Annotated in this window: 23 protein-coding genes; 7 read left to right on the forward strand and 16 right to left on the reverse strand. The window is 65.5% G+C overall.

Annotated elements, in window-relative coordinates; translation table 11 throughout:
• The first annotated feature begins 36 nt into the window (after positions 1-36).
• Entirely contained in the window at positions 37-1,506 is a 1,470-nt protein-coding gene (gene rlmD / locus ACFQPB_RS05315) for a 23S rRNA (uracil(1939)-C(5))-methyltransferase RlmD (protein WP_382220359.1), read from the forward strand.
• A 6-nt stretch (positions 1,507-1,512) separates the two neighbouring features.
• Here rlmD and ACFQPB_RS05320 read toward each other — a convergent pair whose 3' ends face one another.
• Complete coding sequence (locus ACFQPB_RS05320) at positions 1,513-2,058, reverse strand: hypothetical protein (RefSeq protein WP_382220361.1); 546 nt, start codon at positions 2,056-2,058, stop codon at positions 1,513-1,515.
• 103 nt (positions 2,059-2,161) lie between these two features.
• Positions 2,162-2,854 (reverse strand): Bax inhibitor-1 family protein, encoded by a 693-nt coding sequence (locus ACFQPB_RS05325; protein WP_382220363.1) that lies wholly within the window; start codon positions 2,852-2,854, stop codon positions 2,162-2,164.
• A 197-nt stretch (positions 2,855-3,051) separates the two neighbouring features.
• Here ACFQPB_RS05325 and ACFQPB_RS05330 point away from each other — a divergent pair, with 197 nt between their 5' ends.
• Positions 3,052-3,459 (forward strand): GlcG/HbpS family heme-binding protein, encoded by a 408-nt coding sequence (locus ACFQPB_RS05330; protein WP_382220365.1) that lies wholly within the window; start codon positions 3,052-3,054, stop codon positions 3,457-3,459.
• Positions 3,460-3,535: 76 nt separating this feature from the next.
• Here ACFQPB_RS05330 and ACFQPB_RS05335 read toward each other — a convergent pair whose 3' ends face one another.
• Entirely contained in the window at positions 3,536-4,513 is a 978-nt protein-coding gene (locus ACFQPB_RS05335) for a Bug family tripartite tricarboxylate transporter substrate binding protein (RefSeq protein WP_382220367.1), read from the reverse strand.
• An 84-nt stretch (positions 4,514-4,597) separates the two neighbouring features.
• On the opposite strand from ACFQPB_RS05335, the gene ACFQPB_RS05340 reads away from it, so the two are divergent.
• A complete protein-coding gene (locus ACFQPB_RS05340) occupies positions 4,598-5,389 on the forward strand; it encodes an IclR family transcriptional regulator (protein WP_382220369.1) in 792 nt (263 codons plus the stop codon).
• Between the two features lie 82 nt (positions 5,390-5,471).
• A complete protein-coding gene (locus tag ACFQPB_RS05345; protein WP_382220371.1) occupies positions 5,472-7,814 on the forward strand; it encodes a cytochrome P450/oxidoreductase in 2,343 nt (780 codons plus the stop codon).
• Between the two features lie 7 nt (positions 7,815-7,821).
• Here the strand turns inward: ACFQPB_RS05345 and ACFQPB_RS05350 are convergent, their stop codons facing one another.
• From ACFQPB_RS05350 to ACFQPB_RS05380, 7 genes are all read right to left on the reverse strand, one after another.
• Positions 7,822-8,010, reverse strand: a complete 189-nt coding sequence (locus ACFQPB_RS05350; RefSeq protein ID WP_382220373.1) for a hemin uptake protein HemP — start codon at positions 8,008-8,010, stop codon at positions 7,822-7,824.
• On the reverse strand, positions 8,007-8,420 hold the full coding sequence (locus ACFQPB_RS05355; RefSeq protein WP_382220374.1) for an ExbD/TolR family protein: 414 nt from the start codon (positions 8,418-8,420) through the stop codon (positions 8,007-8,009). The genes ACFQPB_RS05350 and ACFQPB_RS05355 overlap by 4 nt, the downstream gene beginning before the upstream one ends.
• A 121-nt stretch (positions 8,421-8,541) precedes the next feature.
• Positions 8,542-9,267, reverse strand: coding sequence for a MotA/TolQ/ExbB proton channel family protein (locus ACFQPB_RS05360; protein WP_382200424.1), 726 nt, complete (start codon positions 9,265-9,267; stop codon positions 8,542-8,544).
• A gap of 6 nt (positions 9,268-9,273) precedes the next feature.
• Complete coding sequence (locus ACFQPB_RS05365) at positions 9,274-9,957, reverse strand: energy transducer TonB (RefSeq protein WP_382220937.1); 684 nt, start codon at positions 9,955-9,957, stop codon at positions 9,274-9,276.
• Between the two features lie 204 nt (positions 9,958-10,161).
• Positions 10,162-11,271, reverse strand: a complete 1,110-nt coding sequence (locus ACFQPB_RS05370; RefSeq protein ID WP_382220376.1) for an alpha-hydroxy acid oxidase — start codon at positions 11,269-11,271, stop codon at positions 10,162-10,164.
• Positions 11,268-11,960: a Fe2+-dependent dioxygenase gene (locus tag ACFQPB_RS05375; RefSeq protein WP_382220378.1), complete on the reverse strand. Its 693-nt coding sequence runs from the start codon at positions 11,958-11,960 to the stop codon at positions 11,268-11,270. The genes ACFQPB_RS05370 and ACFQPB_RS05375 overlap by 4 nt, the downstream gene beginning before the upstream one ends.
• 78 nt (positions 11,961-12,038) lie before the next feature.
• The gene (locus tag ACFQPB_RS05380; protein ID WP_382220380.1) at positions 12,039-14,351 is read right to left on the reverse strand and encodes a TonB-dependent receptor; all 2,313 of its coding nucleotides are present in this window, start codon (positions 14,349-14,351) and stop codon (positions 12,039-12,041) included.
• Positions 14,352-14,617: 266 nt separating this feature from the next.
• On the opposite strand from ACFQPB_RS05380, the gene ahpC reads away from it, so the two are divergent.
• Both ahpC and ahpF read left to right on the forward strand, forming a co-directional pair.
• Positions 14,618-15,193: an alkyl hydroperoxide reductase subunit C gene (gene ahpC, locus ACFQPB_RS05385; RefSeq protein WP_382220940.1), complete on the forward strand. Its 576-nt coding sequence runs from the start codon at positions 14,618-14,620 to the stop codon at positions 15,191-15,193.
• A 213-nt stretch (positions 15,194-15,406) separates the two neighbouring features.
• Positions 15,407-16,984 (forward strand): alkyl hydroperoxide reductase subunit F, encoded by a 1,578-nt coding sequence (ahpF, locus tag ACFQPB_RS05390; protein ID WP_382220382.1) that lies wholly within the window; start codon positions 15,407-15,409, stop codon positions 16,982-16,984.
• A 22-nt stretch (positions 16,985-17,006) separates the two neighbouring features.
• Here the strand turns inward: ahpF and ACFQPB_RS05395 are convergent, their stop codons facing one another.
• The gene (locus tag ACFQPB_RS05395) at positions 17,007-18,695 is read right to left on the reverse strand and encodes a long-chain fatty acid--CoA ligase (protein ID WP_382220943.1); all 1,689 of its coding nucleotides are present in this window, start codon (positions 18,693-18,695) and stop codon (positions 17,007-17,009) included.
• A 57-nt stretch (positions 18,696-18,752) separates the two neighbouring features.
• Between ACFQPB_RS05395 and ACFQPB_RS05400 the strand changes: the two genes are divergently transcribed.
• Entirely contained in the window at positions 18,753-19,130 is a 378-nt protein-coding gene (locus ACFQPB_RS05400; RefSeq protein WP_382220384.1) for a translation initiation factor Sui1, read from the forward strand.
• Positions 19,131-19,143: 13 nt separating this feature from the next.
• Here ACFQPB_RS05400 and ACFQPB_RS05405 read toward each other — a convergent pair whose 3' ends face one another.
• The 5 genes from ACFQPB_RS05405 to ACFQPB_RS05425 all read right to left on the reverse strand — a co-directional run bounded on the left by ACFQPB_RS05405 (position 19,144) and on the right by ACFQPB_RS05425 (position 21,693).
• The gene (locus tag ACFQPB_RS05405) at positions 19,144-19,722 is read right to left on the reverse strand and encodes a thioredoxin domain-containing protein (RefSeq protein WP_382220385.1); all 579 of its coding nucleotides are present in this window, start codon (positions 19,720-19,722) and stop codon (positions 19,144-19,146) included.
• Complete coding sequence (gene serB, locus ACFQPB_RS05410) at positions 19,719-20,438, reverse strand: phosphoserine phosphatase SerB (protein WP_382220387.1); 720 nt, start codon at positions 20,436-20,438, stop codon at positions 19,719-19,721. Before serB ends, ACFQPB_RS05405 begins: the two co-directional genes overlap by 4 nt.
• A gap of 19 nt (positions 20,439-20,457) precedes the next feature.
• Positions 20,458-20,856, reverse strand: a complete 399-nt coding sequence (locus ACFQPB_RS05415; protein ID WP_382220389.1) for a PIN domain-containing protein — start codon at positions 20,854-20,856, stop codon at positions 20,458-20,460.
• Between the two features lie 8 nt (positions 20,857-20,864).
• Complete coding sequence (locus ACFQPB_RS05420) at positions 20,865-21,116, reverse strand: hypothetical protein (protein ID WP_382220391.1); 252 nt, start codon at positions 21,114-21,116, stop codon at positions 20,865-20,867.
• Positions 21,117-21,189: 73 nt separating this feature from the next.
• Positions 21,190-21,693 (reverse strand): DUF4405 domain-containing protein, encoded by a 504-nt coding sequence (locus ACFQPB_RS05425; protein ID WP_382220393.1) that lies wholly within the window; start codon positions 21,691-21,693, stop codon positions 21,190-21,192.
• Positions 21,694-21,795: the final 102 nt, after the last annotated feature.

Raw genomic sequence — 21,795 nt, forward strand, 5'->3', positions numbered from 1 at the left:
GGCTGGCGAGGGCGCCGGCCTGAGACAATCGGGGGCATGAGTCATCTGCCCCTTCCCGAAACCGACACCCCTACCGAAGCCGCGCCCAGCGGCCTGCCCGCTGGCTGGCTGCGCATCGACGCGCTGGACATCGAAGCCCAGGGCGTCGCCCGCCGCGATGACGGCAAGGTCATCTTCATCGAAGGCGCGTTGCCGGGCGAGCTGGTCAGCGCCAGCACCCACCGCAAAAAGAACAACTGGGAACAGGCCACGCTGACGGCGCTGCACACCACCTCGTCGCAGCGTGTCACGCCCGGTTGCCCCCACTTTGGTTTGCACGCCGGGGCTTGCGGCGGTTGCAAGATGCAGCACCTGCACGTGGGTGCCCAGGTCGCCATCAAGCAGCGCGTGTTGGAGGACAACCTCTGGCACCTGGGCAAGGTCAAGGCCGAGATGGTGCTGCGGCCCATCGAAGGTCCGGCCTGGGGTTACCGCTGGCGCGCCCGGCTGTCGGTGCGCCACGTGGTCAAAAAGGGCACCGTGCTGGTGGGCTTTCACGAGCGCAAGAGCCGCTACGTGGCCGACATGAGCGAATGCCATGTGCTGCCGCCGCACGTGAGCGCCATGTTGCCCCGGCTGCGCGAACTGATCGGCGCCATGGATGCCCGTGACACCTGTCCTCAAATTGAGCTTGCTTGCGGCGACCACACCACCGCCCTGGTGCTGCGCCACCTGGAGCCGCTGAGTGACGGCGATGTGCAGAAGCTGCGCGACTTTGCCACCGCCCACGCCGAACGCGGCCTGCAGTGGTGGCTGCAACCCAAGGGGCCCGACACCGTGCACCTGCTGGACCCGGCGCCCGAAGGCCGGCAGCTGTCGTACGCCTTGCCTGAATTTGGCGTGGTCATGCCTTTCAAACCCACCGACTTCACCCAGGTGAACCCCCACATCAACCGCGTGCTGGTGGGCCGCGCGTTGCGTCTGCTGGGCGTGCAGCGCCAAGAGCGCGTGATCGACTGGTTCTGTGGCTTGGGCAACTTCACCCTGCCGCTGGCCACCCAGGCGGGCGAGGTGCTGGGCATCGAAGGCAGCGACACCCTGGTGCAGCGTGCCACCGACAACGCCGCCCGCAACCGCGCCGCTTCACCGCAGCAGCTTTGGGCGCCCACACGTTTTGTGGCGCGCAACCTGTTCGAGATGACCCCGGCCATGCTGGTGGCCGACGGCGCGGCCGACAAGTGGCTGGTGGACCCGCCACGCGAAGGCGCTTTTGCCCTGGTCAAGGCCTTGGCCGATCTGCACCAGCAGTCACTGGGGCTGGCCGAGCCAGGCACGGAGGTGGATTTGGCCGGCTGGACGCCGCCCCAGCGCATCGTCTACGTGAGTTGCAACCCTGCCACGCTGGCGCGCGACGCCGGTTTGCTGGTGCACCAGGCCGGCTACCGCTGCACGGCTGCGGGGGCGGTCAACATGTTCCCGCACACCGCGCACGTGGAAAGCGTGGCGGTGTTTGAGCGAGCTGCCTGAAAACGCTCAGTTGCTGCGTTGAGCCGGCGTGGTGGTGGGGCGCGTGCTGCCCGCACTGCCTGCGCTGCCGTTGGCCGGTCGCGTGGGTGTGGACACCGCGCCTGGCGCCGGCAACACCGGACGGATGGACGGGATGGTGCCTGCCGAGGTGGGGCGCACGGCAGAGGTTGTAGCGCTGCTGCCAGCGCGGGCGTTCTGTGTGCCGCCTTTACCGACCGGTTCACCGTCGGCTGTTTCGTCGATCATGGTTGGCTTGGGTTTGGGCGGCATGGACGCGATCTTGTTCTCGCGCATGTACTCGTCCATCTCGCGCCAGCCCGCAAACACCGCCGCCTTGTTGGCGCGGGTGTTGTTCTGGTAACACTCCTCGATGCTGCGCTCGGCATGCCGGCATCCGCTGCCAATGGCCTTGCCCTCGGCTTCCTTCTGCGCGGCGATCTGGGCGGCGGTTTCGATGCCCAGGATGCCCATGACGTCGCAACCACCCAGTGCCAGCACCAGGGGCAAAACGGCCCAGCGCAGGCGAAAGAATGGACGCGAAATGGTGCTCATGGCTTTATTGTCGGCCGACTGGGTGCAAAACTTAAAGATGTTTAAAACGAAAAAGGAGCCCGCAGGCTCCTTTTTGGGTTGGGTTTGCGCCAAATCAGGTGAATCAGTCGCGCTCGCCGCCGAAGATGCCCAGCAAGGCCAGCAGGCTCTGGAAGATGTTGAACACGCTCAGGTACAGGCCCAGGGTGGCACTGATGTAGTTGGTTTCACCACCGTCCACGATGCGCTTGAGATCGTACAGCAGGAAGCCGCTGAAGACGATGATGGCCATCACGCTCAGGACGGCCATGCCGATGGGGCTGCCCACAAACACGTTGATGATGCCGCCGATCAGGATGCCGATGGCACCGATGAACAGCCACTTGCCCATGCCCGACAGATCCTTTTTGATCACCGTGGACAGGCTGGCCATGACCAGGAAGATACCGGCCGTGCCGCCAAAGGCGGTCATGATCAGTTCGCTGCCATTCTTAAAGCCCAGCACCTGCGCCAGCAGGCGCGAGAGCATCAGGCCCATGAAGAAGGTGAAGGCCAGCAGCACCGGTACACCGGCGGCCGAGTTCTTGGTTTTTTCGATCGCGAACATGAAGCCGAACGCGCCGCCCAGGAACACGATCAGCCCCATGAAACCGGTCAGGCCGGCGGTGATGCCGGTGGACACACCCACCCAGGCACCCAACACCGTGGGCAGCATGGACAAGGCCAGCAGCCAGTAGGTGTTGCGCATGACGCGGTTGCGCTGTTCGGCACTGGCCACGCCGCCAAAGCCGTCGTAAGTTTGTGTGTTGAGGTTCATGGTGTCGCTCCTTGGGTTCATGTGGGGCGGCTGCCCGAAAAAACAAGTTCAACCTGGCTGTAGCAAGTTGGGCGCATTGTAGGGCGCTCAGAGGTCATGGGTGAATTGACCTCAATCGCCGGAATGGCTCCCCAAGCTGCTGTGGGCTGCGGTTAAGCTTGCTGCCTTCCAAAGACACCCTTCCGCAGGAAAAGTTCATGAAAAACAAAGCTGTACTCGAATTGGCCGATGTCAAGGCCGTGGCCGCCGCCGCTGAAGCCGAAGCGCTCAAGAACAACTGGGCTGTGACCATCGCCATCGTCGACGACGGTGGCCACCTGCTGTGGCTGCAGCGCCTGGACGGTGCGCCCGCCATTTCGGCCCACATCGCGCCCGCCAAAGCCCACACCGCCGCGTTGGGCCGCCGCGAAAGCAAGGTCTACGAAGACGTGATCAACCAGGGCCGCACCTCCTTCCTGAGCGCTCCCACGGTGGCCGGCATGCTCGAAGGCGGCGTGCCCGTGATGAAGGACGGCCAGTGCATTGGCGCTGTGGGCGTGAGCGGCGTCAAGTCCAACGAAGACGCGCAGATCGCACGCGCAGGCATCGCGGCCATCGGTCTCTGATTCGCCCCTTCGCAGATGTGAAAAAGCCGCCCGGCAGCGATGCCGGGCGGCTTTGTTTTGGGCGGGCCTGCGGGGCTCAGTCCAGCGTGATTTTCTGTGCCTTGATGAGCTGGTGCCAGCGCACGGTTTCGGTCTTGATCAGGTCGGCGTACAGGGCGGGCGTGCTGCCCACGGGCTCGATGCCGAAGTCGATCAGCTTTTGTTTCACGGCGGGCTGGTTGATGGCGGTGGCAATCTGTTTCTGAAGCGCGTTCACCACATCGGCCGGGGTGCCGGCCGGGGCCACCACACCCACCTGGGCCGAGGCCTCGACCTTGGCCAGGCCCAGCTCGGCAAAGGTGGGCACCTCCGGCAGTTGGGGCAGGCGCGTGGGGTTGGCCACGGCCAGCGGGCGGATTTTGCCGCCCTTGATGAAGCCGGCGCCAGCGGCCATGTCCACCATCATGGCCGGGATCTGGCCACCGGCCAGGTCGGCCAGTGCGGGCGCGGCGCCCCGGTAGGGGATGTGCACCATGTGCAGGCCCGCGTTGACCTTGAGCAACTCCATGGCCAGGTGGTGTGGGCTGCCGGCGCCTGCCGAGCCAAAGCTCACACTGCCCGGGCGGGCCTTGGCCTTGGCGATGAAGTCTTTGGCGTCCTTGGCGTCCGAACCGGGGCCGGTCACCAGGATCATGGGGAACTTGCCCATCAGGGTGACGGGCACCAGATCCTTCTCAGGGTTGTAGCTCAGCTTGCTGTAGAGCGCGGTGTTGAACACCATGGTGCCGTTGTCGGCCGAGAGAATGGTGTAGCCGTCGGCGGCCGAGCGGGCCACGTCCGAGGCGGCGATGGCGGTGTTGCCACCCGGCTTGTTGTCGACGATCACCGTCTGACCGATCTGGCTGGCCAGCTGTTGGCCGATGGTGCGGGCCAGGAAGTCGGAACCGCCACCAGCGGGGTAGGGCACCACCCAGCGAACGGACTTGTTCGGATAGGCTTGGGCCTGCGCGGCACCGGTGGCGCCCAGCAGGGCCAGGGCAGCCAGGGCGGTGGCGGCGTGACGTCGGTTCAGCATCTGTGTCTCCTTTGGTCAGAAAACGTCAATTATGCAATGATGTTACGCATTGCGTAAGTATTTCCTTTTTTCGTCACTCCCACCATGTCCGATACCACCGCCAACCGCCGCCAGCGTGTGCAATCCGCCGAAACCGGCATGTCCGTGCTCAAAGCGCTGGCCCGGTTGGGCGGCGATGCCAGCCTGACCGCCATCGCCGCCGAGGTGGACGAAAACGCCGCCAAGGTGCACCGCTACTTGCTCAGTCTGGTGCAGGAAGGCATGGTGGCGCAGAACATAGCCACCCAGCACTACCACCTGGGGCCTGAGTCGGTGCGCATCGGCCTGGCCGCCCTGCGCCAGTGCGACCCGGTGCGCATGGGTGAGATCGCCTTGTTGCGCCTGCGCGAGTCGCTGCAGGTGACCTGTTTCATCGCCGTCATGGGCAACCTGGGCCCCACGGTGCTGCGCATCGAAGAGCCCTCGTTGCCGGTGACGGTGAACATGCGCGCCGGGTCGGTGTTGCCCTGGTTGTGGTCGGCCTCCGGCCAGGCGTTTCTGGCGTTTTCGGACGACGCCGACATCCGCGCCAAGGCGCAGGCCGAATTCGATGCTGGCAACGAGGAGCAGCGTTCCATGTTGGCCGGCCCCGACCCCGTGGCGCGCCTGTGCCGGCAGGTGAAGGAGCAGGGCTGCGCCATTGTCATTGACACCTTGTTGCGAGGCATCAGCGCGGTGGCCGCGCCCATTTTTGATGCCCGAGGCCGGGTCGTGGCGGTGTTGACCGCGCTGGGCGCGAGCAACGGTTTTGATGCCCGCCCTGGCGGCAAGGTCTGCCCCCAGGTGATGCACGAGGCCGCCGCCATCAGCCACGCCATGGGCTTTGGCCCAGGGTGAGGGGCCCAGGTTGGGGTGTGGGTGTTGTGAAATTACGCATTGCGTAATAACATTACGATAGTTTCAATCCGTCTCATTTGCCATGACCTCTCCCGCTCCGCTTGCCGCTTCCCGCTGCCCCATTGACCACACCACGTTGGCCCAGCCGCGCGACCCGAACGGTTGCCCGGTGAGTGCCCGCGCCGCGGCATTCAACCCTTTCGAGCCGGCTTACATGCAGGCCCCCGGCGACTACCTGCGCTGGGCACGTGAGCAGGAACCGGTGTTCTGGAGCCCCCAACTGGGTTACTGGATCGTGACCCGCTACGAGGATGTGAAGGCGGTTTTCCGCGACAACCTCCTGTTCTCGCCTGCGGTGGCGCTGGAGAAAATCACCCCGGCCACGCCGGAGGTGATGGGCATCCTGCAGTCCTACGGTTTTGCCATGAACCGCACCATGGTCAACGAGGACGAGCCCGACCACATGGCGCGCCGCCGCCTGTTGATGGACGCCTTTCTGCCCGAGCGCCTGGCCACACTGGAGCCCATGATCCGCGCGCTGGCCCGCGAGTACATGGACCGTTTCATCGACAAAGGGCGCGCCGATCTCGTGGCTGAAATGTTCTACGAGATCCCGCTCAACATCGCGCTCAAATTCTTGGGGGTGCCCGATGAGGGGGCAGAGCAGCTGCGCCAGTTTGCCGTGGCGCACACGCTCAACACCTGGGGTCGCCCCACCGCGCAGGAGCAACTGGACATTGCCCACAACGTGGGGCGCTTCTGGCAGACGGCGCAGAACATCCTGGACGGGATGCGTGCCCAGCCCGATGGCGAGGGGTGGATGTATGAAACCATCCGCCAGCACCTCAAGCACCCCGACGTGGTGCCCGAGTCTTACCTGCGCTCGATGATGATGGCCATCCTGGCCGCCGCACATGAGACCACGTCCAACGCCACCGCCAACGCCTTCCACACGCTGCTGACGCACCGCCAATCGTGGGACGACATCTGCGCCAACCCGGCCTTGATTCCGAACGCGGTGGAGGAATGCCTGCGCGTGGCCGGCTCCATCATCGCCTGGCGCCGTCAGGCCACCGCAGACACGCAAGTGGGTGGCGTGGCCATCCCCAAGGGCGCACGTTTGTTGCTGGTCCAGGCCTCGGCCAACTTCGATCCGCGACACTTCGAGAACCCGGACGACATCGACGTGTACCGCGAGAGTGCGGTGGAACACCTCACCTTTGGCTACGGCGCCCACCAGTGCATGGGCAAGAACATCGGCCGCATGCAGATGCGCATCTTCCTGGAGGAGTTTGTGCGGCGCCTGCCCCACATGCGCCTGGTGCCGGGGCAGGCCATGAGCTACCTGTCCAACACGTCCTTCCGTGGGCCAGATGCGCTGTGGGTGGTGTGGGAGCCGGCGTTGAACCCGGAGCGCAGCGGGTCCAGGCAGTTGCCCCCGCCCGGTGCGTTTTTCATTGGCCCGCCGCCCAAGGCCTCCATCGCGCGCAGCGTGGTGCTGCGCGAAAAACACGCGGAGGGCGAGGGCCTGTTCCGCCTGGTGCTGGCCGACCCCCAAGGCGGTGTCTTGCCCGCCTGGTCGGCCGGCGCCCACGTGGACCTGATCGCCGGCGGCTTCCGCCGCAAATACTCCTTGTGTGGTGAGGCCAACGACCGCTCGACGTTGCAGGTGGTGGTGCAGCGCGAAGCCGATGGGCGCGGTGGCTCGCGCCACTTCTGCGACCAGCTTGAGGTCGGCACGGTGCTGCAGCTTTCAGGCCCCAAGAATCTGTTCAAGCTTGACGAGTCGGCGCGGCACTTCGTGCTGTTTGCGGGTGGCATCGGCATCACACCGGTGATGGCCATGGCGGACCGCCTCAAGCACCTGGGCAAGTCCTACGAGATCCATTACGCCGGGCGCTCGCGCACGCAGATGGCCTTGCTGGCGCGGCTGGAGCGTGACCACGCGGCCCACCTGCACCTGTACGTGAAGTCGCAAGGTCAGCGCTTGTCGCTGCCCGCCGTGTTGGCCGATGTGACCGCCGACACCCGCGTCTACGCCTGTGGCCCCGACCGCCTCATCAGCGAGCTGGAAAGCCTGAGCGAGCGCTGGCCGGCCGGTGTGCTGCACTTCGAGCACTTCAACGCCGAAGGCACGGCACTTGACCCCTCGAAAGAACACGCTTTTGTGGCCCAGCTCAAGGACTCCAACGTGGAGATTGCGGTGGCGGCCGATCAGACCTTGCTGCAGGCCCTGCAGAGCGCCGGTTTTGACGTGCCCTGCGACTGCAACGAAGGCCTGTGTGGCACCTGTGAGGTGGCGGTGGTCGAAGGCGATGTGGACCACCGCGACAAGGTGTTGACCAAGGGTGAGCGCCAGACCAACCGGCGTTTGATGGCCTGCTGCTCGCGCGCAGCAGGCCAGCGTATCGTGTTGGCGCTCTGAGCCGGTTCTATTTGGTGAGAATCAGCTTGCCCTGGCGCGTGGCCTGCAGGCGGTAGCGCTGGCCTTCGTGGTCGATCTCGATCACCCGCTGGCCGCGCAACAGCTCGCTGCTGGGGATGGGCGCAGGGGTGCCCGCCACCTGGCCAGCGCCGCTGGGCGGTATGTTCACCGGGGCCGGAGCGGGTGCCGGTGTCACGGGCTGGGCTCGGTGATGAAGCCGATCTTGCGCACACCCGCGCGCTGTGCCGCTGCCATGGCCTGGGCCACGCGCTCATAGCGCACGGCCTTGTCGCCCCGGATGTGCAGCTCGGGCTGCGGGTCTTGTGCGCCGGCCAGGGCCAGGCGGTTGAACACCTCGGTGTCGTCCAGTTTTTCGGCGTTCCAGTAGTAGGCGCCGTCAGCATCGACGCTCAGTCGGATGGTTTCTGGCTTGTCCTGGCTGCGCTCGTTGCTGGCGCGCGGCAGGTCGATGTTGACCGCGTGTTTCATCACCGGCACGGTGATGATGAAGACGATCAGCAGCACCAGCATCACGTCGATCAACGGGATCATGTTGATCTCGCTGAGCATCTCGTCGTTGTCGTTCTCAAAAGAAGAAAAGGCCATCGTTGTTCCTCGTTTAGGACTCGGCGCGCGTGCCTTGCCGGGGACACCGCCGGGCTGGCTTTGCCAGACGGCTGGTGTCGCCCCCTGGGGGGTGACGCGAAGCGGCGCGGGGGGAGCTCATTCAGGCTTTTTTCATGGGCACGACTTTGCCTTCGCCGCCGGCACTCACGCGGGCGCCGGTGACGAAATAGGCGTGCAGGTCGTGGCCAAAGCGGTTGAGCTTGTGCAGCACGCCCTTGTTGCCGCGCACCAGGGCGTTGTAGCCCAGCACCGCAGGGATCGCCACGGCCAAACCCAGCGCCGTCATGATCAGCGCCTCGCCGATGGGGCCGGCCACTTTGTCGATGGTGGCCTGGCCGGCGGCGCCAATGCCCAAGAGCGCGTGGTAGATGCCCCACACGGTGCCGAACAAGCCCACAAACGGCGCGGTGGAACCCACCGATGCGAGCACCGCCAGGCCGCCTTGCAGCCGCGCGGTGAAATCGTCGATCGTGTTGCGCAGCGCGCGCGTGACCCAGTCGCTCACGTCCAGCGAGTCGTGCAGCTGGGGCTTGTTCTGGCCGTCCTGGTGCAACACGTGGCGGGTGGCTTCACGACCCTGCAGCGCCAGTTGGCGGAAGGGGTTGCCTTCGTCTTCGCCGAGCTTGTTCAGGCCATCGGCAAAGTCGTTGCTGTGCCAGAAGCTTTCCACCTGCTGCGCTTGCGCACGGTGGCGGCGCAGATCCAGCGCCTTGACGATGATGACCATCCAACTCGCCAGCGACATGCCCAGCAACAGCAGCGCCACCGTGCGGGTGACCCAGTCGCCCTCGTTCCACACGTGGGCCAGACCCATAGAGGTTTCCATGACTATTTACTCCAGTACAAAGTTGATTGGTACGTTGAACCACATGGCCTCGGGCACGCCTGCGCGTTTGCCCGGCACATAGCGCCAGCGGCGCACGGTGTCGAGCGCGGTCTGGTCCAGCCGGTCGAAGCCGCTGGACTGCGCAATTTCGGCCTTGGAGGCGCTGCCGTCGGTTTCGATGAACACCCGAACCACCACCTTGCCCTGTTCGCCCAGCCGCTTGCTCAGCGGCGGGTAGGCAGGGCGCGGGTTGTTGAGGTAGTCGGCGTTGCTTGACGGCAGTTCGATGCGGGGTGGCGCGGGCGGCGCTGCAGGGGCCGGCGCCGGTGGCGCAGGCGCCACCGCCACGGTGATGGGCGGCGCGGGTGGTTGGGGCAGCGTCGTGCCCGTGGGGGCGTTGGGCGCAGGCTTGGGATCGGCGATGGCCACCGGTACCGGGGCGGGCGGCAGGGGCGCGGGTTTGACGGGCGCTTTTTGCACCGGCTGCGGTTTGGGCTGGGGCGCGGGCGGTGGTGGCGTGACGATGGGCTTGGCCGGTTCGATGAACTCCACCAGCACCTCGGCCGGCACCACCATTTCCACCGCGCGCCGCAGCAAACCGCTTTGCAGCGCCCACAAACCACCCACGTGCAGGGCCACCACGCCCAAGGCGATGGCGGTGTTGCGGGGGAGCAGGGGCGTGCGGGGCATGGAACTCGGCGCGGCCGCACCCGCAGCGGCGGGGGCGAAGGAAGTCGTGAGCGGGTTCATAGTGTAGGAAAAGCCGTGGCTGGGCGCTTTGGTGTCACGGGCGCAGCACCCAATGGGCCGCGAGCAACACCAACACCAGTCCAAGCGTCAGAAACATGTTTGCATTCTAAATGAGAATTGGTTGCATTCGCGAAAATGCCGACATCAATCGGGCAAATTCAGCAATTCTTTGCTCACGTTCGCCAAAGTGCGGCAGCCACACAAGGCCATGGCCACTTCCAGTTCGTCGCGCAACAGGCGCAGCACGTGGGCGACGCCCAAGGCTCCGGCATTGGCCAGGCCGTGCAGCACGGGGCGGCCCAGCATCACCGCGTCGGCCCCCAGGGCGATGGCCTTGAGCACGTCGGTGCCGCGCCGCAGGCCGCCGTCCACGATCAGAGGCACGCGCCCGTTGATGGTGTGGGCCATGGCCGGCAGCAGTTGCGCCGTCGCGGGCACGGTGTCCAGGGTGCGGCCACCGTGGTTGGACAAGACCACCCCATCGGCCCCCAGGTCGATGGCCAATTGCGCGTCGGCGGGGTGGGTGACGCCTTTGAGCAGCAGGGGCAGGTGGGTCTGGCTGCGCAGCCAGGCGACGTCGTCCCAGTCGGGGGCCAGGGGCAGCAGCTGATCGAAGATGCGGCTGTGGCCAGCCAAGGGTGTGGCGGCAGCGGGGGGCGGCGCCAGGTGCACGGCGTGTGTACCAGGTGGCAGGCGAAAGCCTTGGCGGCGCTCGGTGTCGCGCACACCGTTGACGGGCGCGTCCACGCTCAGCACCAGGGCTTCGAAGCCACAGGCCTCGGCGCGCCGCACCAGGGCCAACGTGGTGTCGCGTGGGGCCTGCCAGTACAGCTGAAACCACAAGGGGCCACGCCCGGCCTCGTTCAACACCAGGGGTACCACCTCTTCCATGGGCGTGTTGGACTGCGTGCTCAGCACAAAGCCTGTGCCCTGCGCCGCCGCAGCCAGGGCGGTGGCGGCTTCGCCATGGGGGTGCAGCAGCTTCTGGTGCGCCATGGGGGCCACGATGAGGGGGCTGGGCCATTCGCGCCCGAGCAGTGTGGTGCGGGTGTGGCCGCCGTCCAGGCGGCGCAGCACACGCGGGTGCAGCGGCAGGTGCTGCCAGGCGGCGGTGTTGGCCGCCAGCGTGTGTTCGTTGGCGGCGCCGCCTTGCACGTAGGCCCAGGTGGCGGGCGCCACATGCTGCTGCGCCCAGGCCTCGTGGTCGGCCAGCGAAACGATGTCACTGGGGATGCCGTGGGCGGATGGGTTCACGTCTGGCCCCACATGCGCAGCAGGTTGTGGTACGTGCCTGTGAGTGCGGTGGTTTCGGGGCTTTCGCCGTGTTGGGTGCGCAGGCGCAGCAGGTTCATGTCCATGTCGAACAGCAGACGGCGCTGTTCGTCGCTGCGCACCAGGCTTTGGACCCAGAAAAAGCTCGCCCAGCGCACGCCACGCGTGACTGGGCGGACTTCATGCAGGCTGGTGCCGGGGTAGAGCACGGCGTGGCCGGCGGGCAGCTTGACCGTGTGTTGGCCGTAGGTGTCGTGCACCACCAGTTCGCCACCGTCGTAGTCGTGGGGCTCGTTCAGGAACACGGTGCAAGACACGTCGGTGCGGATGTGCTGGCCATCGGCCAGCAGGCGCACCGCGTTGTCAATGTGGGGGCCGTAATGCTGGTCCTGTCCTTGCCCTCGTGCCTCGTAGCGGTTGATGTGGGGCGGGAACAGTTTGTTGGGCAGGGCGGCCGACAAAAACAATGCGCTGGTGTTCAAGCGCTGCAATACCAAGGCCCGGATGTGCACCGCCGCTTCGCAGTCGCGTGGCAACTGTTCGTTGTTTTTCACCTGCCGAGCTTGCGCACCCGCGCTCAAGCGGCCATCGCTCCAGGGCGCGTTGCGCAGCAGGTGTTGTGCGGAGGCGATGTCGTCGGCGCTGAGCAGTTGGGGCAGTTCAATGAGCATCGGTGGGGCTTTCAGCAAAAAAGCCGCCCCATCGCTGGGGCGGCATCAAATACCTTGGAGAAAAGCGGTGTCAGTGCATCAGAACTTGAAGCTCGCGGTGACCTGCAGCATGCGGCCCGCGCCGGGGATGTAGTGCGCGGGGTAGAGCTGGTCGGCGTAAAGCTTGTTGGTGATGTTGCTCAGATTGGCCTTGAGGACGATCTTGTCGAAGTCGAACTTGTACTCAGCCATTAGGTCGGCGGTGACGTAGCTGGGCACGTTGAAGGCCGCGCGGGTGGGCGCCTGCTTGCCACGGAAGTTCAGGCCGCCGCCCACACGCAGCTTGGGCGTGAGCTGGTAGGTGGTCCACACCGTGCCACTGTGCACCGGGGTGAGCGAGGGGCGGTCGCCCACGCGGTCGCCGATGGTCGCTTGCGAGCAACCGCCGGTGGTGGGGCAGGGCGCTGCACGGTCCACCTTGGCCACGGGCAGCCACATGTAGGAGCCGAACACCTCCCATTTGGGTGTCAGGCGGCCGCTGATGTCGGCCTCGAAACCGGCCACGTGGCGTTTGCCGCTCAAGGTGACGATGGGCAGGTCGGGGTCGGTGTTGCGCTCGTTGAGTTTGGTGGAGCGGAACAAGGCCAGGCGGGTGGTAAAGCGCTTGTCGGCCGAGTCCAGTTTGGCACCAAGTTCGATGTTGATGCTCTTTTCCGGCGGCGTGTCCACGTTGGAGGCGCCCAGCGAATAAGCGTCGCCCGAGGTGTTGAACGACGTGCCGGCCGAGAAGTGGAACGAGTGCAGCTCGTTGGGCTGGAACAGCACGCCGGCGCGCTGGCTCAGCTCAGACACTTTCATGCGGTAGCTGCTGGTGGTGATGGGGCCTGGTGCGTTGGTGGGAATGCCGTGGCTGTCGTAGTCACCCTGGAGGTTATCGTAGCGCAGGCCACCGACCAGCTTCCAGTGCGGCGCGACTTGCACCACGTCTTGCACGTAGGCGCCAAAACCCGTGGCCACGTATTCGTTGCCCACACCAAAGACGCGGGTGCTTTCGTCCACCCAGGCGCCGTCGTTGGGGGTGCCGGCGGTGGTGGTGGGTTTGGTGATGTTGACACCACCTTGTGCCGCATTCCGCGCGGCATAAACGACTTTTCGCTCCCGCGAATAGTCCACGCCCGCCATCAGCTGGTGCTTGACGCCCAGGGCCTCAAACTTGTTGCTGAAATCGCTCTGCAGGTGCACGTTTTTCATGTCCTGCACCTTGAGGTGGGTGCCACGCGTGAACACGGTGCCCGGCCCGAAGTTCTCCAGGGTGGCCGCCACACCGCCGGGTTGCTGGGCCGCGCCGGCCAGGCGGATGGCGCCCGAGCGTTGGTCGCGGTTGAAGTCGCCATAGCGGAACTGGGTTTTCAGCTCGCTCTCATGGCCGAAGCGGTGGGTGTGGGCGAAGCCCAGGATGGTGCCGCCGCTGTTGTTGTAGTCGCTGGCCGCGCCATAGTAGTTGGCCGGGTCCAGCGGCAGCAGGCGGCGGTCGGTGGCGGGGGCACCGGTGTAGGGCGCGATGAAGGGGATGCCGTAGTTGATGCCGTTGTTGTTGTCCAGGTGGAACAGGCTGGCCTGGAACTCGTCACGTTCGCCAATGCCCCAGCGGTAGGTGGCGGCCACGCCTTTTTTGTCGAGGCTGCGGCCGGTGCCATCGTTTTTGGCGGTGGTGGCCATGGCGTTGAGGCGCAGCGCGGCGCTGTCACCGGTCTTGAGGTTGAAGTCGCCGGTCACGCGGCGGTAGGCGTGGCTGCCCACCGTCACATCCACCTGGTGCTCGTCGATCAGGCGTGGCGTCTTGCTCACCTGATTCACAGCGCCGCCCGTGGAGCCACGCCCGAACAGCATGGACGCCGAACCGCGCAGAAGCTCCATGCGGTCCATGTTGAAGGTGTCGCGGTCGTAAATGGCCGGATCGCGCATGCCGTCGATGAACAGGTCGCCCGTGGCCTGCAGCGCAAAGCCGCGCAGGCGGATGTCTTCCTCGCCGCCTTCTGCGGCAAGGAAGCTGATGCCGGCGGTGTTTTTCAGCGCTTCTTTGACCGTGTCCAGGTTGCGGTCGTCGATCAGGCGCTCGGTGACCACGGTCACCGATTGGGGAATGTCGCGCAGCTGCTGGTTGCCTTTGCCGATGGTGCTTTGGGTGGCGCGCACCGCGTCTTTGCCTTCGGGGGCTTCGGCTTGTTCTTTCACGGTCACGGTGGACAGCGTGGCCGCGTTTTGCTGGGCGGGTGCGGTCTGCGCCATGGCACCCATGGAGCCGGCCAACAACATCGCGCCCAGGGGCAGCAACACGGGGGACGGTGACAGGGTGGAGGCAGGGCGGGAGGTCGCGGCGAGGGCGCTGCGGCGGGTCTTTTTGCGGGACATGCGAAGTCATTCGGCTGAGGTTGTCGGCTGGCTGGCTTCGGGTATGACTCCGCTTGCGTGGCTGGCTGGAAAGTGAAGTATAAACCAAATGCGAACTATTCGTAATAGCATGTAAAGTTGCTGCGTTGCACAACAAAAGCTATCGGGTTCATACCCACTATCAATAGCGGGCTGTCATAGAACAACCCTATACTTCAACCCATGGCGGAAACGCCTATCGACTTTCATCAACCCATAGGAGCTGACTCATGTCCATCATCAACGCCCTGTCCATCATCAACACCCCGGTGCAGCCGTTCAAGACCACGGCTTTCGTCAACCGCAGCGGCAAGGGTGAGTTCATCGAAGTGACCGAGAAAGACCTGCACGGCAAGTGGTCCGTCCTGATCTTCATGCCGGCCGCTTTCACCTTCAACTGCCCGACCGAAATCGAAGACGCGGCCGACAACTACGACGAGTTCCAGAAGGCTGGCGCCGAGGTCTACATCGTCACCACCGACACCCACTTCTCGCACAAGGTGTGGCATGAGACCAGCCCTGCCGTGGGCAAGGCCAAGTTCCCCCTGGTCGGCGACCCGACGCACCAGCTGACCCGCGCCTTTGGCGTGCACATCGAAGAAGAAGGTCTGGCCCTGCGCGGCACCTTCGTGATCAGCCCCGAAGGCGTGATCAAGACCATGGAAGTGCACTCCAACGAAATCGCCCGCGATGTGAAAGAAACCGTGCGCAAGCTCAAGGCCGCCCAGTACACCGCAGCCAACCCCGGCCAGGTGTGCCCCGCCAAGTGGAACGAAGGCGCCAAGACCCTGGCTCCCTCGCTGGACCTGGTCGGCAAGATCTGATTCGGCTCCCCCCTGCGCCGCGCCTAAAGGCGCGTCATCCCTCAGGGGGGACAACGCCAGCGGACCGGCAAAGCCGGCTCCGCGGCGTTCACGGAGGGGCTCCCCCTCCCACCCCGTTTTTTGGCAGTACCGCTGCCTCATGGGCTCAATCGGCCCATGCACCAGCGGCATTGGAAAAGTGCGCCCGTTTTTTGATTTTTCTAGGAGCCTGACATGCTTGACGACACCCTCAAATCGCAGTTGCAGCAGTACCTGGGCATGTTGCGCCAGCCCATTCAGCTGATCGCTTCGCTGGACGACAGCGCCACCGGCGTGGAGATGCGCGCGCTGCTGGAGACCATCGTCAGCCTGTCGGACAAAGTGACGCTGGACACCTCGGGCGTTGATGCCCGCAAGCCTTCGTTTGTGGTGGCACGCGCCGGTGAAACCCAGGGCGTGCGTTTTGCGGGCCTGCCGCTGGGCCACGAGTTCACCTCGCTGGTGCTTGCTTTGCTGTGGACCGGCGGTCACCCGCCCAAGGTCGAGCAAGACGTCATCGACAGCATCAAGGCCTTGGACGGCAACTTCAACTTTGAGGTCTACATGTCCCTGAGCTGCCACAACTGCCCGGACGTGGTGCAGGCGCTGTCCTTGATGGCCATCCTCAACCCCAAGGTCAAGACCGTGGTGATCGAAGGCGGCGCCTTCCAGCAAGAGGTGACCGAGCGCGAGATCATGGCCGTGCCCATGGTTTTCCTCAACGGCCAGGTGTTCGGTTCGGGCCGCATGGACGTGGCCGAGATCGTGGCCAAGCTCGACGTCAACGCCGCCCAGCGCGACGCCGCCAAGCTGCAAGCCAAGGACCCCTTCGACGTGCTCATCGTCGGTGGTGGCCCGGCCGGTGCGGCCGCAGCGGTGTACGCTGCCCGCAAGGGCATCCGCGTGGGCGTGGCGGCCGAGCGTTTTGGTGGCCAGGTCAACGACACCATGGCGATCGAGAATTACATCTCGGTGTTGGAAACCGACGGCCCCAAATTTGCCGCCGCGCTCGAGGCCCAGGTGCGCCACTACGAGGTGGACATCATGAACCTGCAGCGTGCCGACAAGCTGATTCCGGCGGCCCAGCCGGGTGGCCTGGTGGGCGTGCAAATGGCCAACGGTGCCACGCTGCAGGCACGCAGCGTCATCCTGTCCACCGGCGCGCGCTGGCGCAACGTCAACGTGCCGGGCGAGCAGGAGTACAAGAACAAAGGCGTGGCCTACTGCCCGCACTGCGATGGTCCCCTGTTCAAGGGCAAGCGTGTGGCGGTGATTGGCGGTGGCAACTCGGGCGTCGAGGCCGCGATCGACCTGGCGGGCATCGTGCAGCACGTCACCTTGATCGAATTTGCCGACCAGCTCAAGGCCGACGCGGTGCTGGTGAGCAAGCTCAAGAGCCTGCCCAACGTGACCATCCACGTGAACGCGCAGACGACCGAGATCACCGGTGCCGATGGCAAGGTCAACGGCTTGAAGTACAAGGACCGTGTGAGCGGCCAGGAGCACTTGGTGCCCCTGGAGGGCGTGTTCGTGCAGATTGGCCTGGTGCCCAACACCGAGTTCCTCAAGGGCACGGTTGAACTGAGCCGCTTTGGCGAAATTGTGGTGGACGCCAAAGGCCACACCAACGTGGAAGGGGTGTTCGCGGCCGGCGATTGCACCACCGTGCCCTACAAGCAGATCGTGATCGCCGCTGGCGAAGGCGCCAAGGCCGCCCTCAGTGCGTTTGACCACCTGATCCGCCTGCCCGTGGCGGACCCGGTCGCGGCTTGACAGCGTCGGGCCGACCGGCCCGTCAAGGGGCGGCGTGGGCCGCCGCCCCCTGTGCCTGCGCTTCTTGTGCCTGCAGTTCGCGCCACATCACCTTGCCGCTGCCACTTTTGGGCAGGGCGTCCACAAAGGTCACCAGGCGCGGGGCTTTGTAGACCGCCATGTGCTCGTGGGCCCAGGCCATCAGGTCTTCGGCGCTCAGCACGTGCCCGGGGCGCAGCACCACCACCGCTTTGACGGTCTCACCGCGTTTGCCATCGGGGGCGCCAATCACGCAGGCCTCCTGGATGGCGGGGTGGTGGTAGAGCAGCGCTTCCACCTCCGCCGGCCACACCTTGTAGCCCGACGCGTTGATCATGCGCTTGAGCCGGTCGGTCATGAAAAAGTAGCCGTCTTCGTCGATGCGGCCCATGTCGCCGGTGCGCAGAAAACGTTTGCCGTCCAGTTCAATGAAGGCCGCCGCTGTGCCGGCCTCGTCATTCCAGTAGCCCAACATCACTTGCGGGCCGTGCACCACGATCTCGCCCGAATCGCCTTGGGGGAGCTCTTCGAGCGTCATCGGGTCCACCACCCGCGCGTCCACGTCGTACACCGGTATGCCCAGGCACTGGGGCTTGGGGCTGTGCGGCGGGTTGATGTGGGTGGCGGCCATGGTCTCCGACATGCCGTAGCCTTCCACGTAGTCCAGCCCGGTGAGCTGCTTCAGGCGCAGCGCCACGGCCTCGGGCATGGCCGCGCCGCCGCCGCGTATGCCACTCAGGCTGGAGAGGTCGTATTCGCCCAGGCGCGGGTTGGCCAGAAAGTCCACCGCCATGGTGGTGATGCACTGCCACACCGTGATGCGGTATCGCTGCATGCAGGTGGCGGCGGTGTCGCGGTCCCAGCGGGGCAGGATGACGATGGTGGCGCCGATGTACAGGGGGCCGTTGAGACTGCCCGAGAGTCCGGTGACGTGGAAGAAGGGCAACACCGACAGGTACACCGCGTCCTGCGTGCGGCCAAACCAATGCACGCCCCCCACCAGCGTGCTCATCACGCTGCGGTGGGTGTGTTTGCAGCCTTTGGGCCGGCCAGTGGTGCCCGAGGTGTAGGGCATCACGCACAGGTCGTCGGGGCCGGTGGTGTGGGGGCCGGGCGCGCGCTGAGCGGTCAGCACATCGGCCCACGCGTGGGTGTTGGGGTGGGTGAGGGGCAGGGCCGGTGCGCGCACAAAGTCGGGCACGGGCAGATCGGTGGGCTGCAACAGGTAGTCGCTGTAGGTGGCCACCACCAGGTGTTGCAGCGGTGTGTCGGCGTCGTCCAGCACCGGCAGCAGGTGGGGCAGCAGTTCCTGCGCCACAAAGGCGGCGCGGGCGCCGCTGTCCTGCGCCGCATGCCGCAGCTCGTCGGTGCGGTTCATGGGATTCACCGGCACGGCCACCGCGTTGGCCCGCAAGATGGCGTAGAAGGCCAATGCCCACTGGGGGCTGTTCTGCATGTCGATGAGCACCCGGTCGCCGGCTTGCACACCACACACCTGCTGCAGGTGCCCGGCCAGGTGTTCGACCTCGCGTTTGAAGCGCGCGAAGCTGATCTGGGTGTCGTAGAAAACGATGAAGGGTTTGTCGGGGAAACGCGCGGCCGAGACCTCCAGGTTGTAGACCAGGCTGGTCTGCGGCAGCGTCAGGTGGTGGGGCAGGCCGGGCGGCCAGTGGGCCAGGTGGGCGGTGTTCAACACGGCGTGGTCTCCTTCGCCCGCATTGTCGGGGGCGCCGGGGTGGCTGGCGTTACCATGCGCGACACCATGGCCGCCTCGTCCCCGAACACCCGCCTCGTCTATTCCACCGACACCGGTCGCATCTGCCCCGACTGTGGCCAGCCCCAGGCCGCGTGTGTGTGCAAACAGCGTGTGGCGGCGGTGCCTGCGGGTGATGGGGTGGTGCGTGTGTTGCGCGAAACCAAAGGGCGCGGTGGCAAGGCCGTGACCGTGGTGCGCGGTGTGGTGCTGCCACCCGATGCGCTGGCCGCTCTGGGCAAACGCTTGCGCACCGCGTGTGGTTCTGGAGGGACGGCCAAGGACGGCGTGCTTGAAATCCAGGGCGACCACGTTGAGCGCGTGATGGCCTTGCTGACGGCCGATGGGCACCGGGTCAAACGAGCGGGCGGCTGAGTAGGCGTGGTTTTCAGCGGGCCAGCCAGAGCCGCAGACGCAGACCCCAACCGCTGCTCAGACCCACCGTGGGCCAGCGCAGTTGGCCCTGCGGCGTGATGACCGCAAACGTCGGCACCGCCCCAAAACCCAGCCCGCCCGAAACCTGCGCGCGTGGGTCCACCAACGTGTGCCAGGCCAGCCCGCGTCCGCGCAGGTAGCGGCCCACCGCCTCGGGTGGGCCCGACTGCATGGCCACGGTGAGCACCGGGTGGTCTTGTGCGATGCCGTCCACCGTGCCCTGGATGGTTTTGCAGATGGGGCACCACTCGGCCCACACGTACAGGCCCACATTGCGCCCTGGGTGGCGGGCTTGCAAGGCGGCCAGTTCGGCGCCCACGGTGCTCTGGTGTGGGCTGCCATCGGGGCGGATCACCGTCAGGGCGGTGGCCAGCACCGCGTCGGGCAGCGGGCCACCGGCCACGTGGCGGGTTTGCCAGGTCTGCACCGCCCACACCACGGCCACCAGCATGGTCACCGTGATCAGGTGGCTTTTCCAGTCCAGTGCCCAGGCCCATACCCGCTGGCGCAGGCCCTTGCTGAAGGTGTTCACGGCGCGCGGAACAGTTCCAGCAGGCGGTCCAGGCCGCCTTCGTTGATGGCCACCATGGCCTGCTCGCGCACCTTCGGCTTCGCGTGGTAGGCCACCGACAGGCCGGCCGCGCCCATCATGGGCAGGTCGTTGGCACCGTCGCCCATGGCAATACATTGGCTGGGGGCGATGTTGAGCAGTGAAGCCACCTCCAGCAGCGTGCGGCGTTTTTCGGCGCCGTCGCAGATGTCGCCCCAGCTCTGGGTGACCAACTCGCCCGTGAGCGCACCGCCCTCGGTGGCGAGGATGTTGGAGCGGCTGAAATCGATGCCCAGGCGTTCGCACACGCGTTGTGCGAAGAAGGTGAAACCACCCGAGACCAGCAGCACCTTCATGCCCACGGCTTTGCAGGCCTGAATGAGCTCGGCGGCACCCGGGTTGATGCGCAGGCGTTCTAGGTAGACACGCTCCATGTCGGCCAGGGTCACGCCCTTGAGCAAGGCCACGCGGCGGCGCAGGCTGTCCTTGAAGTCGGTGATCTCGCCGCGCATCGCGGCCTCGGTGATGGCCGCCACCTCGGCCTTGCGGCCCACGGCGTCGGCGATTTCGTCCACACACTCGATGTTGATGAGGGTCGAGTCCATGTCGAACGCGATCAGCTTGTAGTCGCGCAGGTTCAGGGGCGGCGTGAGGCCTTGGATCACGAGGCCGGGGGCAAATTCGGTGGGGGTGGTCATGGGTGGGAGAGGAGACGGGTCAGTCGTACCAGTTTTCTACGCGCAGGCCAGGCACACGGGCGAATTCCCGCGTGTTACGGGTCACCAGCGTGAGCTGGTGGGCCAGTGCGATGCCCGCGATCAGGGTGTCGGTGTTGCCGATGGGCGTGCCATGTTGCTCCAGATGGGCGCGTGCCATGGCCGCGTGGTCGGCGGCTGCTTCGTCCAGCACTTCCATGCGAAAACGCTGTCGCACGGCGTTGAGCTTGAGCAGCTGGCTTTGTGGACGTTCGGATTTGTAAGCACCGGTCAGCAACTCCCACAGCACCGGCGTACACAGGCGGATGTCGTCGTCTTTTTGTTGGCTCACGTGGGCGCGTACCGCACCCTGGTTCTTAAAAAAATAAATCAGGATGTTGGAGTCGAGCAAAAACGCCATGGCGGAACTCAAAGCGCCTCGCGCGGCAGATCAGGCACTTCATGGGCGCGAATCGATTCCAGCGTCGGAAAATCGTCGTCTCCGTCGGCCTGCAACGCGTCCAGTTCGGCAAAAAAAGCGTTCCAACTTTGGCTGCGGCGGCGCTGCTCGGCCGCAGCAAATTGGGCAAACCACTGGCTCAGTGACATATGCGCCCGCGCAGCCGCCTGCCGGGCGGCCTCCAGCGCGCTGTCTTCGACGTAGATGGTTACCTGTGCCATGGCCGGGCTCCTGTGCAAAATCGAATGAAAATTATAAGTGGGTAGCACTTATATGTGTGCCACCTGTGGATTTTCACTGACCCGATCTGGGAACGACCCGGCTCAACGCACCGATCTGTTTGCGCAAGTCATCGCCCACCAGTTCGGCCACCGACTGCTGCTCGCTGGTCACCGTGAGCCCTGCCGCTGACAGCTTGGCCCTCACCTCATCGGCGCTGGTGCCCGCCACCTGGGCCAATACGCTGATGGGCGCTTGCGCCAGGGCACGCACGGGCGGCGCAAATCCCGGCTCGCTTTTGGCACCGCCAGCGGGGATGAAGCTGAGCGCCAACACCAGCGCAAACACCCCCATCACCACCCGCGCCGTGGTTTGGGTGAAGTAGCGCTTGAAGGCATTCATGTTGAGCAACAAATGCAGCAGCACACCGATCACCATGGCCCAGCTGAGCCACTCGTGGGCGGTTTTGTTGAGCCCCGAATCCAGGTGGAAAAACATCAGCACGCCGGTGACGGCCGACAGGCCAAAAGCGCCGATCACGAGTGGGGTGATCCAGGGGCGGTGGGGGTTGAGGTTCATGGCTTCCCTTTCAATCTTCAATGGGTGGGCGCCCATCTTGGTGCCCTGGATTGAAGTTTCGTGGCCTGCGCATGAACGCCAGGTGAACGTGGGCCGGGCGGT

This window comes from Hydrogenophaga atypica (assembly GCF_042665215.1).
GTDB lineage: Bacteria > Pseudomonadota > Gammaproteobacteria > Burkholderiales > Burkholderiaceae_C > Hydrogenophaga > Hydrogenophaga defluvii_A.

Coding starts and splice junctions, on each gene's coding strand:
- ACFQPB_RS05320 (WP_382220361.1), bottom strand. CDS start 2,058: ATGAGCACCATTTCGCGTCCATTCTTTCGCCTGCGCTGGGCCGTTTTG.
- ACFQPB_RS05330 (WP_382220365.1), top strand. CDS start 3,052: ATGAAAAACAAAGCTGTACTCGAATTGGCCGATGTCAAGGCCGTGGCC.
- ACFQPB_RS05335 (WP_382220367.1), bottom strand. CDS start 4,513: ATGCTGAACCGACGTCACGCCGCCACCGCCCTGGCTGCCCTGGCCCTG.
- rlmD (WP_382220359.1), top strand. CDS start 37: ATGAGTCATCTGCCCCTTCCCGAAACCGACACCCCTACCGAAGCCGCG.
- ACFQPB_RS05415 (WP_382220389.1), bottom strand. CDS start 20,856: ATGGCGTTTTTGCTCGACTCCAACATCCTGATTTATTTTTTTAAGAAC.
- ACFQPB_RS05355 (WP_382220374.1), bottom strand. CDS start 8,420: ATGGCCTTTTCTTCTTTTGAGAACGACAACGACGAGATGCTCAGCGAG.
- ACFQPB_RS05425 (WP_382220393.1), bottom strand. CDS start 21,693: ATGAACCTCAACCCCCACCGCCCCTGGATCACCCCACTCGTGATCGGC.
- ACFQPB_RS05380 (WP_382220380.1), bottom strand. CDS start 14,351: ATGTCCCGCAAAAAGACCCGCCGCAGCGCCCTCGCCGCGACCTCCCGC.
- ACFQPB_RS05375 (WP_382220378.1), bottom strand. CDS start 11,960: ATGCTCATTGAACTGCCCCAACTGCTCAGCGCCGACGACATCGCCTCC.
- ACFQPB_RS05340 (WP_382220369.1), top strand. CDS start 4,598: ATGTCCGATACCACCGCCAACCGCCGCCAGCGTGTGCAATCCGCCGAA.
- serB (WP_382220387.1), bottom strand. CDS start 20,438: ATGACCACCCCCACCGAATTTGCCCCCGGCCTCGTGATCCAAGGCCTC.
- ACFQPB_RS05420 (WP_382220391.1), bottom strand. CDS start 21,116: ATGGCACAGGTAACCATCTACGTCGAAGACAGCGCGCTGGAGGCCGCC.
- ACFQPB_RS05345 (WP_382220371.1), top strand. CDS start 5,472: ATGACCTCTCCCGCTCCGCTTGCCGCTTCCCGCTGCCCCATTGACCAC.
- ahpF (WP_382220382.1), top strand. CDS start 15,407: ATGCTTGACGACACCCTCAAATCGCAGTTGCAGCAGTACCTGGGCATG.
- ACFQPB_RS05365 (WP_382220937.1), bottom strand. CDS start 9,957: ATGCCCCGCACGCCCCTGCTCCCCCGCAACACCGCCATCGCCTTGGGC.
- ACFQPB_RS05325 (WP_382220363.1), bottom strand. CDS start 2,854: ATGAACCTCAACACACAAACTTACGACGGCTTTGGCGGCGTGGCCAGT.
- ACFQPB_RS05400 (WP_382220384.1), top strand. CDS start 18,753: ATGCGCGACACCATGGCCGCCTCGTCCCCGAACACCCGCCTCGTCTAT.
- ACFQPB_RS05360 (WP_382200424.1), bottom strand. CDS start 9,267: ATGGAAACCTCTATGGGTCTGGCCCACGTGTGGAACGAGGGCGACTGG.